The organism is Rhizobium sp. FG96, from assembly GCF_057808655.1.
In genome coordinates, this window is record NZ_JBMDIL010000026.1 from 1 (window position 1) to 11,450 (window position 11,450).

The 11,450-nt window shown below is 56.5% G+C and carries 11 protein-coding genes and 1 pseudogene; 3 read left to right on the top strand and 9 right to left on the bottom strand.

Annotation, left to right across the window (positions count from 1 at the left end; translation table 11 throughout):
* Positions 1-318 precede the first annotated feature (318 nt).
* The 8 genes from ACODR6_RS31740 to ACODR6_RS31775 form a co-directional block, all read right to left on the bottom strand.
* Entirely contained in the window at positions 319-804 is a 486-nt protein-coding gene (locus tag ACODR6_RS31740) for a transposase (protein ID WP_489026544.1), read from the bottom strand.
* Position 805: 1 nt separating this feature from the next.
* On the bottom strand, positions 806-1,204 hold the full coding sequence (locus ACODR6_RS31745; RefSeq protein ID WP_489026532.1) for a hypothetical protein: 399 nt from the start codon (positions 1,202-1,204) through the stop codon (positions 806-808).
* 494 nt (positions 1,205-1,698) lie between these two features.
* On the bottom strand, positions 1,699-2,469 hold the full coding sequence (locus ACODR6_RS31750) for an alpha/beta fold hydrolase (protein WP_148195155.1): 771 nt from the start codon (positions 2,467-2,469) through the stop codon (positions 1,699-1,701).
* 237 nt (positions 2,470-2,706) lie between these two features.
* On the bottom strand, positions 2,707-3,780 hold the full coding sequence (locus ACODR6_RS31755; RefSeq protein ID WP_130279502.1) for a lipocalin-like domain-containing protein: 1,074 nt from the start codon (positions 3,778-3,780) through the stop codon (positions 2,707-2,709).
* Positions 3,770-6,178, bottom strand: coding sequence for an ABC transporter permease (locus ACODR6_RS31760; protein ID WP_489026535.1), 2,409 nt, complete (start codon positions 6,176-6,178; stop codon positions 3,770-3,772). Before ACODR6_RS31760 ends, ACODR6_RS31755 begins: the two co-directional genes overlap by 11 nt.
* Positions 6,175-6,834: an ABC transporter ATP-binding protein gene (locus tag ACODR6_RS31765; RefSeq protein WP_112716129.1), complete on the bottom strand. Its 660-nt coding sequence runs from the start codon at positions 6,832-6,834 to the stop codon at positions 6,175-6,177. The genes ACODR6_RS31760 and ACODR6_RS31765 overlap by 4 nt, the downstream gene beginning before the upstream one ends.
* A 742-nt stretch (positions 6,835-7,576) precedes the next feature.
* On the bottom strand, positions 7,577-7,789 hold the full coding sequence (locus ACODR6_RS31770) for a hypervirulence associated TUDOR domain-containing protein (protein ID WP_112716125.1): 213 nt from the start codon (positions 7,787-7,789) through the stop codon (positions 7,577-7,579).
* Between the two features lie 46 nt (positions 7,790-7,835).
* Positions 7,836-8,147, bottom strand: a complete 312-nt coding sequence (locus tag ACODR6_RS31775) for a hypothetical protein (protein WP_413708938.1) — start codon at positions 8,145-8,147, stop codon at positions 7,836-7,838.
* A gap of 97 nt (positions 8,148-8,244) precedes the next feature.
* On the opposite strand from ACODR6_RS31775, the pseudogene ACODR6_RS31780 reads away from it, so the two are divergent.
* Positions 8,245-8,392: pseudogene (locus ACODR6_RS31780) on the top strand (non-homologous end-joining DNA ligase); the annotation flags it as partial.
* 261 nt (positions 8,393-8,653) lie between these two features.
* On the opposite strand, the gene ACODR6_RS31785 reads toward ACODR6_RS31780, so the two are convergent.
* The gene (locus ACODR6_RS31785; protein ID WP_489026538.1) at positions 8,654-9,130 is read right to left on the bottom strand and encodes a hypothetical protein; all 477 of its coding nucleotides are present in this window, start codon (positions 9,128-9,130) and stop codon (positions 8,654-8,656) included.
* A 156-nt stretch (positions 9,131-9,286) separates the two neighbouring features.
* Here ACODR6_RS31785 and ku (ACODR6_RS31790) point away from each other — a divergent pair, with 156 nt between their 5' ends.
* Positions 9,287-10,168: a non-homologous end joining protein Ku gene (ku, locus tag ACODR6_RS31790; protein ID WP_489026540.1), complete on the top strand. Its 882-nt coding sequence runs from the start codon at positions 9,287-9,289 to the stop codon at positions 10,166-10,168.
* Between the two features lie 2 nt (positions 10,169-10,170).
* Positions 10,171-10,992: a non-homologous end joining protein Ku gene (gene ku / locus ACODR6_RS31795; RefSeq protein WP_489026542.1), complete on the top strand. Its 822-nt coding sequence runs from the start codon at positions 10,171-10,173 to the stop codon at positions 10,990-10,992.
* Positions 10,993-11,450: the final 458 nt, after the last annotated feature.

Genomic DNA, 11,450 nt, shown 5'->3' on the forward strand with positions numbered 1-11,450 from the left:
GGGAGTGTGACATTCCAACTTTGCAGAAACAGGACATTCTAACTTTGTGGCTACAAGGATGTATCGCATAATCTATCTTATGGAACTTTATGTACGGCTCAAGGACGCGCTACAATTATAGGATATAAGCCCTAGCTCAAAAACGGCACCTGTCGACCTCTTCGAACCGAACCAGCGCTTCTTTCTTGCAGGCGGCTCCCAAAAACTCCTGAAGACATCAGGAGACCGACATGACGATCCCGCACCCTTACAGATACCCCGCCGCTGTCGATTTGCGCTGAGAGTTGGCTCTGACGCACTTTTGCTGATGTGCAGCCCCTACGACGCGCCTATCAACCGCGCCTGCAGCAGATCGAGTTTTGCTCTTCCGTACATCTGGCGCTTGATGAGCTTCAAGCGTGTGATCTGACCTTCTGTTTGGCCGTTCGACCAAGGTGAGATAATTGCATTTCTGACGGCATCGAGGTCCTTTCCAATGCCGCCGGCAAACGATCCGACCAAGCTGCTCCTGGCAGCTTCCAGCCATTCGTCCAGCTTACGCGCAGTCTTCGAGCGGATCATGGACTGGAAGTCCCCGATGACCGTGCGGGCAACCACAAGGTCCGGGACGTTCACTTCGATCGCCGCGACGAGGATCGCTTCGGACTTTGCAAGGTCATCGCGCGCGGTGGTCATGAGCCGAGCGATGACACGTGCCGATGGCGTTCTGGCGAGCCCGCTCTGATTAGCCTTTTCCGCAAGACGACGGCGTTGAGCCCATTTCGATACGACGCCACTCTGTCCCGTAAAGCCCTTCGTCTTCAGTTCACGCCAGAGTGCCGAAGCGCGTTACGTGCCCCTTCTTCTCAGCGGTTGTGAGCCAAGGCAGCCAGCTATCCAGAGAGCTGGGCCGTGTTCGGAATACGTCGAGACGCTGCCCCCTTGAAACGCGAAAGAGCTTTCGGCTATGGGCGGTTTGCCGCACAATCTGCCGAATTGATGTTCCATTCTTCGACAGCTCACGAACCGCCTCGTTCGTTTCCTGGCGGCGTAGATACCCTTCATACTGCAGCTTTTCAGCGTATGTCAGAAGCTTGGGAGCAACAACATTGCTGCCGACCGCCTGCCTGATCTGTCGCATCGACTTGCTGACTGTATCGAGGAAGGCTCGACTGGAATTTTCCATTAGATGCCAGCGATCAGCAACCTGCTCAGCATTGGGCAATGCGTTCGCTATGGCCTCGGCAACGGTATGCGCAACCCATTATTGAAACTAGCGTTAAATTCGAGCGGCCGTCCAAGCCTTGCCGTGCCAGGATCGCGTATCCTTCTGGTATCTCGTCCCTCCTGGGCTATCACCGGCGTTTTTCCCGTCCGGTCCAGAACCTCGATCGCCATTGCAATCCGTGGATCATCCAGCGGCCGCAGCTCGGCGGAATCCGCCCAATAAAGGTGGATCGATCATTCGCCTGTCTCGAAGGTGCCAGGCACCGTGACAGGAGCAAGCGCATCCTTGAGCGCACTGTCGTCACCGTAACGTCCATTACGACGGACGGATTTCCGAAGTAGGGAGGCGCGACGGGTGACGCCCTGCCCCGACCACCCGCGCTATAGTGTTTCCCCAAGTCGTGCGCCGAATCCAAAAGCTCGGGCCGCCGGCCTCCGTTGAAGAAACCCTGTTGAGCTGAAAGCGGCTGCCTGAGCAGCCGCCAATAACAATCACTTACCAGCGGCTGCGTCTTCGATGACTTTCGCTACCTTCTCAGGGTGGGAGACCATTACGACATGGGACGCGCCCTTCACCACGACCGTCTCTTTGGAGTGAGCTCGTTCTGCCATCCAGCCCAGCGCCTCAGGTGGGATGTTCTTGTCCGCGTCACCGTATACAAACCAGGAGGGGACCGTCTGCCAGCTTGCGACAGTCGAAGCCTCGCCGAGTGCCTTGTCGGCGATCGGTCGCTGGGTAGCAGCCATCAGTTTACCTTCACTTGCCGAGACATCAGCGGCAAACTGGTCGTGAAACTTATCCTGCTGGATGTAGAGATCTTTCGATCCATCATCCAGGGAAACGGGCTCTGCGAGTGTCGGTGCCAGCGTGCTACCGGGGAACTTCCCCGAAAGAGCGAGTGCTGTTTCGCCAACGTCAGGCGCAAATGCGGCGACGAAGACCAATGACTTCACGTTTGAGCTGCCCTTGGCTGCCTCGTTGATGACCGACCCACCGTATGAGTGGCCTACGAGAACCACGTTGGTCTTAAGGCCTGCCAGTACCTTGCGGACGTAATCGCCGTCGCCCTTCACGCTTCTCAACGGATTGGCGACTGCAACAACGGGATACCCGTCCTTCTCCAACCGAGTGATCACTCCATTCCAGCTAGAGGCGTCAGCAAACGCTCCGTGGACTAGCACCACCGTGGGCTTATCTGCAGCATGGGCACCAAACGCCAAGCCAACGGTCAATGCTGCTGCGGTGAAAACTTCTTTGAACATGGTCAATCTCCTATTTGATTGTGCACAATCTATTTACGCGCAATCGTTTTTTTTGCAAGTGTTGCATACGGCGATCACTCGGATTTGAACAGCTCGCGACTATCTGGCGCGCCCCGGGCATCGAGAACCCGACCTACTGCAGCCGTTTCCCAAAACACAACGTACCCTCAGGGGGGCATCCGCCGGTCTATCGCCATTATTGGCTCGACACTGGCCGTTACGGACCTCGCTGACCGCCTACTCGTACCCTGTCATCTCGAGATAACCTACGCCTGTGGTATAGCCTTCAAAAAAGATAGGGCCTTCCCAGTACGGCGTGGACGTAGCCATCCAAGATTGATCGTTCACCGGCTGAGTTTGAACATCAAGCGATTTCGACGGGACCTCAATCCGCCAGGACACCGGGACCTGCTTCCCATCGACCGTCGCGGTCCGCAGTGGCGTGAGACGAACTTGGTCTCCGGTCAGCGGCAATGTGCGCCCATCAGGAGAGATCCAGTTTGCCGAGATAAACCCGTTCTTGTCATCGCGGAGACGAAAAGCCATCAGCTTCTCGCCGCTCGCCAAGTGCAGCGAGAACCAATCCCACCCCGTCTGGTTCGAAGCCAGCGGTTGCGAGGACCACTCCCTGTCAAGCCACGCATTGCCACTCACTGTGATAGGCTTCCCCGACACCTCTATTGTTCCGGAGACTTCATAGAACGGCTGAGAATAGTAGTAGCTCGCCTGGCCGCTTGCCGACTTCACCGAGAACCCGTTGTCGCCCTGGAGCACAAGCGGACCGTTTGCCTTGAGGTTCAAAGCGTAATTAAAGTCTGGCCCAGCGGCTTTTAGTGAGAGGTTTGCCAAAGGATCGGAGCTGGAATTGTCGACGGCGGACATTGTCCATTCGTCTATCCAGGCGCGGAAGGGCGCAGCCTTGACCCCCGCTTGGCCCACGCCGCCACGGCCGAGCCGCTCCGCGACGTATTGGTGGTCGGGCGTCGTGACAGCGGCATGTCCGATCCATATCTGAGGGTCAGCGAAGCCAGCCTTGCTTTCCGGGGCGAGTGCTGATCGGAAGAGTGTCCACTGCGCTCCGTATCGCTTGCCGTCCTGCCCCTTGAGATTGGCAGTGACGTACCACCATTCGATGCGATACTCCGGATGCGCCCCATGATCTCTCGGAAAAGATAGTTCATGGCCGCGCTCTGGAATAGCGAAGCCCTGGGCGTCCGATCCTAATCCAGCGAACCCTTGCCCTAGCGTTTCTCCCGCTGAACCCATCATGGCGGCGACCACCAAAATCAAAGCAGCTGCTCTACCGCTCATTGGCAAAAATCCTAAGCAGATCGGCCGGATTTATCGTCGCAAGGCGACGGACAGGAAGAAACACCGAAGCGAGCGCCGCAAGAAAGGCGATTGCACCAAGCAACAGCCAGTCCAGGGGGAATACGTACATCGGCAACCGCCATCCAAAGGCTTCAACATTCACAATTGCCAGCAACACCCACGCTAATACAAGACCGACGGGTATTGCCGCGATAAACGTAGCTAGCCACAGCGCCAACGTTCGGGCGACCTCATATAAAGCTAGATTACGCCGACGCACCCCCATCGCCCAGACGGGCGCAAGTTGGGGAAGCCGGATTGCGGAAAGGGTCAGGAGACTGGAGAACATGGCGAAACCGGCTACGGCCAAGGTGAGGAAGTTTAGCGCATCAGTAACCTTGAATGTCTGGTCGAAAATCGCTCGCGATTGCCTCTTCAACGCGGCTTGATCTACGACAGCAGTCTCCGGGAGGCCGAAGTCCTCGATCAATTGTCGCTTCAGATCACCCGATTTATTAGGAGAAACACGCACGCCATATCGGAGCTTGGCGACCTGCGGGTAATGAGCAGTCAAAGCGTCAATCCCGATGATGACCTGCCCGTTTGGGTTTCCATAGTCAGAGAAGACTCCGACGACTTTTGCATTCCAGCCGCCGGGCATGGCTAGTGCGTCACCTAATTTCGCCGCACCGCCCCGCCACATCTGCTCGTTGACGAGGGCACCCTCACCTTTTGCGATCGTGTCCCAGACGCCAACCTGTGATGCGATCAGTGGCCAATGCTCGCGGTAGGTCGGGTCGTCCGCGACCCCAAAGACCTGAATCTGCTCCCCTGCAACATCGCCCTCAGTGCTCCAGATTGGCAGGACGGAGGTCGAGTGCGAGGGAAGCCAAGCCTGCAACCTCGCCGCTTCGTCTTCATCCTTGGCGGTGACGTAAAGCTCGGCGGCGAGACGTTGATCGAGCCACCCGGTAAACGTCAGCCGGAAACTGGAAACCATGGTGCCAACGCCGATGTTAGCCGACAGCGCCAGCAAAAGTGCCATCAAAGCCAGCGACAACCCGGGAAGTTGAATACGCGTGTCAGCCCAGAACCATTCGGTCATGGCGCTGCGTGACAAACGCTGCATGCCGATCAATACGGCTGCTAAAACTGACGGAAGCATGAGTGCTGCGCCCAGCAACAGGCACCCTAACACCGCGAAACCAGCCACCAGGCCCGATGCGGTCAGCGCTAAAGCGCCAGCAAGTGACAGAAGTATCCCCCCAACCCCTGCTTGGATCATCAGTCCTCGCGCAGACGCCCGTGCCCAAGCTCGCGGTTGCGCCGCGGCGAGAATTGGGAGCTTCCAGATCCTGTAGAGGCTTTGAGCGGAAGAAATCGCCGCCCCAGCAAGCGCTATACCCAGTCCAGCAAGCCACCACTCCGGGCGGATCGAGAGCGACCCGGAGACATTGGCCCCGTAAAGTCCTCGAAGGGTGGCCGCGACACCCGGCATGAGAATCGACGCAATCACGTAGCCCAGTATGACCCCGATCACGCCAGATGCCAGAGCGAGCATCGAAAGCTCAACAACGAGCATCGCTGTCAGTTGACGGAGAGAGATCCCAAGGGATCGCAACGTTCGAAATGTGCCGCGTCGTTGCTCGAACGTAAGACCTGTTGCCGAGTAGACGATGAAAAGACCGACGACAAAGGACAAGAAACCAAAAGCGGTTAGGTTCAGATGGAAACTATCAGTCAATCGCGCGACATCCGGTTGCTCCGCCGGTCTGCGGACAACGAGCGCAGGTGAGAACTGGCCAAGGGAACTGGCAGCTAGACTTTGCTCCGGGGCAACAACCAGACGATCGATCCGACCGCGCTTGTCCAAGAGTCGATCTGCGACAGCGATGTCCACGAAGGCTGCGCCCTCCGGCACGTTCGCGTCAATCCGGACTTTCATATCCGTATTGCCACGGAGCTGTTCAGCTGTGGTGCTGGACACCAAAAGCTGCCCGCGCGGATCGAAGAAGCTCGTGAGCTCGCTTCCGCTCTCAATGGCGACCGTTTGGCTATCTCGGGGCATGGTCAAAGGGTCTATGCCGATTAACCGGATGCGGGCTGTCTCAAGGCGCACTATCCCTTCAATAACCGGCGAGACTTTGAGACCTGAGCGCCGAATCTTCCCATAGATCTCCGTGGAGATGCCGGTGCCGTCGTTAGCCACGATTTGCGCTAGCGCTCCCTGCTCTAAGACCGAAGCCGCCCGAGCATAACTTGCCCTTGCCTCGGTATTGATCGCTTGCACACCGGACCACAGTGCCGTTGCGAGCGCGATACCCATCACCAGCGTCAGGAGCTGCAAGGGTTTCCGACGCCAGTGGGACAGGAGGGCGCTGAAAGCTTGAACGCTCATTCGGCAATCTTCCCGCCTCGAAGGAGTACGGTACGATCCAGTCGAGCCGCTAAACGGGTCGAATGCGTGACAAGCAGCAGCGCCGATCCAGCGCTTCCCGCCAGATCAAGCATCAAATCAAGTACGGCGTCACCGGTTTGTTCGTCCAGATTGCCGGTCGGTTCATCGGCAAGGATAAGCCGAGGCTTGGCAGCGAGGGTTCGGCCTATCGCAACGCGCTGTTGTTGTCCTCCAGATAACTGTTCCGGGTATCGGGTAGTGTACTGCTCCAATCCCAGGGCCTCGATCAGCTTCCTTTCCCAGACGCTGTCGTGTCGCTTCGCCAGTTTCGCGTGGAAGGATATATTTGCGGCGACCGTCAAGGACGGAATGAGATTGAACTGCTGAAATACAAGGCCGACCTTGGTTCTTCGATATCGGGCCCGCTGGTCTTCGGAGAATGTGCTCAGATCGTCGCCGTCCATGACAACAGAGCCACTGTCTGCCCGATCGAGACCGCCTGCCAGATGAAGGAGCGTACTTTTGCCGCTTCCAGACTCTCCTGTAAGAGCGACGCTCTCACGGGCCGATACACTAAGGTTGATCCCTTTCAGGATCTCGATTGGCCCTTCAGTGGATGGGTATGATTTGCGAACGGCGTCAAGGGTGAGGATCATTGTTCGCTCTGGCCACTTTCGAGGAGAAGTCGATTTGACTGACCTATGCAGGAAGCGGCCTTTCCACAAGGCCGCAGCCGGTTGATTTCAAAGCGCTCGTCCTGTGGCGGTCCGAGGGCTCTGGTCTGGACGACCTGCCGCGAGGCTCACGCAGGAGGCGGCCATGCGCATGTCGCGGTACTCTCAAACATTTGCGAGCTCACAGGGTTCCACGGCCGGTGGTTCGATGCGCGTCCTTAACCGGCCACTTGAAAGCAATGACTCGAATGCGCACATGAACAGAAAGAGAACTTCAATTGGGAGCCTTCTCATGTCAAACGGTGGGTCCATTTCGAAAACTGCTATCGACAACCTGGGCGCTATCGCGAGATTTCGCCGTCAGTACCGGTCAAATAGAGGTTGGCTCGTTGGCAACAAGCGGATCCCGTCAGCCGCCATCGCTGCACTCGAGCAGAAATCTCTCCTGAGGGAGGTTGCGTTCAACGGCGAACCGACTCTCATTTTGACTGAAGACGGGAAGCGGGTCCTTGCAGAACAATTGCGCCGATAGCGGAGTACGCGTTCGAGCAACTGACGATGGTGGGCTCGCGGATACACCCCAAACTTTCCATCGGCTTGAGCAATAGACCTACCCTGCACTGACCGATCCGAACCAGGCGCCGTCGTCACACTCTACTTCAAGCCTGAGATTGCGCTGCTAGATCGCGCTGCGATAGGAAACGGTAATCTCGCCCCACTCGAATTAAGATTTCTTCTTGAGCGCGCTCGGTTTATGAGCTGCTTTTGCTCCGGTCTTCGAACTCTCGACGATGACCTGCGGGTCTGATCGGGACGCTTTTATCTGGTGACCTTTGATTTTTGTAGGGCTGGTCTGCTTCTTGACGACGGTCCCAGTCGTCTCACCCTGGCTGGTTTTCCAGACGACATGGTCGCCCTTCTTCAGGTCCTTGCTCATGACCTACTCCATTCAACGACGCGTTCGAATCTTCAGCGCTTCGACATTACTTGGCGGTGACACGCAGCGCCCCTAGATCGCCAAACGTCCGATGGAGCGTCGTGATCTTATCATCAGCTACGTCCGCTGAGACTTCGATCTCGCCACTAAGTGTAGCGTCTTCTCGTCCATCTTCATTTGCGGACGGAGCATCACCACCACTGGCCTCAACACCCGAGGAATTCTGACGACCGGCGGCTTGAACAAACACATCTGTCCGCTCGATACCGATCTTTTGCACCAGATGCTCGACCGCGAGGTCCGCTGCTTCGCGCGTTTCAAAGGTTGCGGTCACGGTTTTGTTTTTGCTTCCTGACATTTTCGTCCTCCTTCGATAGGAATAGAAGTATCATCTGAGAACTAAGTTCCCGCACGCCAAGCTTTCAGCAACCGCTAGGTGCTCGCGATAAAGCAGGATGAGCAAGCCGCCGAAATCAAAGCCGCTCCTTAAAGACGACGATGCGCCGATCAGATCACGGCCACGCCGCAAACGTATTCCAGACCAGCCCGCCCTTCCGTTTGACCCGGTTCCAGAGAGTTGAACCTGCGCTGGCGCTGCTCAAACAGCGGGCCGCCTTCCAGTTTGAAGCTTGGGGAGCGTTCAAGGGAGCGATCAAATGCAAAGGTAGTGTGCGAACTTCTTGACCGACCACGTAATGGCCAAATCTGCGAGATCGATAGGCATAGTTATCCCTCCACCGCGATTGCGGCGCTGTAATTTGCGATCGTGTTAATAAATTACCGGGGTTCACGGCGACTATCGTTTCCAGTCCAATAAACCTGTCGTCCAGATCCAGGTGATGAAGCGCTATAAGAAGAGCGAGGCTAAGCCCGCGACGGGCTCGTCTCACGGAATACCATCAGCGCTTCCGCAACGGTTAGGCTTGAATGCTCATCCAGAGCCGCGAGCACTCGGATGCGATCCGACAATGCGGCTTCGTGCCGTGCGTAGCGCAAAAGATCCTTGGCGTTTTTCAACCGGACGTACGGGACAGCATCGCTTTCGATCAGCTCATATGCATGCCCTGCCTCGCGCACCCAGGGCGGTGGAGCGTCATCGCGAAGGCCATCAATTGCGAAGCTGACGTCGGCACGTTTGACGACGAAGTCTGGTTCGGTCAGAGGCAAAGATTGGCACGACCAGGCCGCGACATCATCGTCGACGTCACGCAGGCAGCCAATATCGCGGGGGAGTTGATCCCGAAACAACACCGGGCCGACGCATCGTACGGTGCTCAATGAATAGTAAATTTGAGTGGGATTATGCCGCGCAACAGTGCGCGAGGAAGAGATGCTCATCATGCGCCCGGCCAAGCAGACCGATTATCGGACCGACTTGTTCCAATCCGATCTTTTCCCGACTTGCGACGTTATAAAGAAAAGGAGCGCAGATGGCCACACTGCGGTCGGAACAACTGGACCGATAGAACGATTTAGCTGGATCAACAGGAGAACGACATGACTGCGCATCGTGCTCAATGGAAAGGCCATCTCAAAGTTGGCGAGCTGACTTGCGCAGTAGGACTATACACGGCAGCGTCGACCTCGGAACGTATAAGTTTCCACATGCTCAATGGAAAGACGGGCAACCGCTTGAAGCGCGAGCTCATTGACAGCGAAACCGAAGAAGTCGTCGAACGTGACCAGCAGGTCAAAGGTTTCGAGACCGGGAACGGTGAGTACATTATGATCGACCCGGAGGAAGTTGCGGCAGTGATGCCGGAATCGGACAAGATGCTCGAAGCCGAGGCCTTCATTCCGTGCGGCGACGTCGATGATGTGTACTTCGACAGACCGTACTTCCTCGTCCCGGCGGATGAGGAAGCAAACGAGGCTTTCACCAGCATTCGAGACGCACTAAGTAAGACCAATTCCACTGCGATCGCGAGGACGGTCTTGTTCCGACGCATGCGAACCGTGTTAATTCGGCCGCACGGAAACGGGTTGATCGCCACTACCCTGAATTTTGACTATGAAGTCCGACCTTCTGAAGAAGCGTTTAAGGACGTTGTGAAGGTGAAGGTCGAAGGGGAGATGCTCGACTTGGCCAAACACATTATCGGAACCAAAATTGGCGATTTCGATCCCGGCAAGACTGACGACCGATATGAGACTGCGCTAGCCGCGCTCGTAAAGGCCAAGGCCGAGGGCAAATCGCTCCCGAAGCCTAAGCCGGTAAAGGTTTCGAAGCCCAACGATCTCCTGAAGGCCTTAAGAGAGAGCGCCGGCATGGGCAGCGGTTCCTCAGGGAAGCCGAAAGCAGCCAACGCAAATTCTGGCAAGAAGAAGTCTTCAACCACTTCTTCTAAGTCCAAAACCACACATAGGAAGGCAAGCTGACAATGGCTCCGCGTCGTCCGTATTGGAGAGGCTACCTGAAACTGTCGCTCGTTACTTGCTCTGTCGCAATGGTGCCCGCGACTTCAGAAAGCGAGAAGGTTCGCTTCCATACCCTCAATGAAAGAACCGGCAATCGTGTTGTCTCCCAGTACATTGATAGCGTGACGGGCAAACCGGTCAAGGACGAAGACGAGGCCAAAGGATACGAGCGCGGCGAAGACGACTACGTCATTCTCACCGACGAGGACCTGGAATCTGTCGAGCTAGAGACCGTGCGCACCATCGATATCGAGAAATTCGTTTCGCGTGACAAGATCGAATGGATTTATCTCGATACCCCCTACTATCTCACCGCGAACGACAAGATCGGGGACGAAGCCTTTGCCGTTATTAGAGAAGCAATGAAAGCTCAGAATGTTGTCGGTGTCTCCCGTGTGGTTCTCGGCCGCCGCGAGCGCGCCGTTATACTGGAGGCACGTGGCGAGGGTATCGTTGTCTGGACGCTGCGGTATGGCGATGAAGTTCGGCCTGAGAACGAATATTTCACCGGTATCGACAAGAAATCGGACGCAGAGGGTGTCAACGCGCTCGAAAAGGTCATCAAGAAGCGTACCAAGAATTGGTCGCCAGAGATGGTGTCCGACCCAATCCAGGAAAGCTTGTTGAAGCTCATCGCCGAGAAGAAGAAGGCTAAGAAGCCATCGAAGAAAACAGCGGAAAAGAGCCGGGATGATGACAAAACAAAGTCCGACAACGTCGTCAACATAATGGATGCTCTGAAAAAGTCAGTCCAGAAGGAATTGAAGTCTCGCAAGGCTGGCTGACAAAGCCGTGGAGACCGCCCTCCGCGATCTGTTTCGAGCGCCGGGCAGCGTACGGTCCCCCAGTCAGGCGAGGTCCACCTTGGCCATTCACGGTATCGAAGCTACCGCACGCAGTCCCGTTTTTGCTCATCGTTTGTAGACCCGCTCACATCGGCGCACCTTGTTTTCTTCTCGTCCTCAGGCGTCGCATCCGGAGCTTTCTGGGCACCAGCGGCCGAGCCGAAACCGCTCGGGTTGGTGATGTCACCCTCAACAGACGATGAAGAGGAACTTGGGCCAGGAGTGGGACCAGCTTGGTCCGGGAGGCTTTCCGCCCCGGCCACACTGGCTGTCATAAGTGAAAGCGCTATCACCGCTGTGACTAAATTCAGCATTGTTTCAATTCCATCCTAGAGAGGGAAAACGTAAGCCCACGGTGAAGGCCGTCTTGCGATGACGGCCTGCTGACTGCGAGTCCT

Coding starts and splice junctions, on each gene's coding strand:
- ku (WP_489026540.1), top strand. CDS start 9,287: ATGACTGCGCATCGTGCTCAATGGAAAGGCCATCTCAAAGTTGGCGAG.
- ACODR6_RS31765 (WP_112716129.1), bottom strand. CDS start 6,834: ATGATCCTCACCCTTGACGCCGTTCGCAAATCATACCCATCCACTGAA.
- ACODR6_RS31755 (WP_130279502.1), bottom strand. CDS start 3,780: ATGAGCGGTAGAGCAGCTGCTTTGATTTTGGTGGTCGCCGCCATGATG.
- ku (WP_489026542.1), top strand. CDS start 10,171: ATGGCTCCGCGTCGTCCGTATTGGAGAGGCTACCTGAAACTGTCGCTC.
- ACODR6_RS31775 (WP_413708938.1), bottom strand. CDS start 8,147: ATGTCAGGAAGCAAAAACAAAACCGTGACCGCAACCTTTGAAACGCGC.
- ACODR6_RS31760 (WP_489026535.1), bottom strand. CDS start 6,178: ATGAGCGTTCAAGCTTTCAGCGCCCTCCTGTCCCACTGGCGTCGGAAA.
- ACODR6_RS31770 (WP_112716125.1), bottom strand. CDS start 7,789: ATGAGCAAGGACCTGAAGAAGGGCGACCATGTCGTCTGGAAAACCAGC.
- ACODR6_RS31750 (WP_148195155.1), bottom strand. CDS start 2,469: ATGTTCAAAGAAGTTTTCACCGCAGCAGCATTGACCGTTGGCTTGGCG.
- ACODR6_RS31785 (WP_489026538.1), bottom strand. CDS start 9,130: ATGATGAGCATCTCTTCCTCGCGCACTGTTGCGCGGCATAATCCCACT.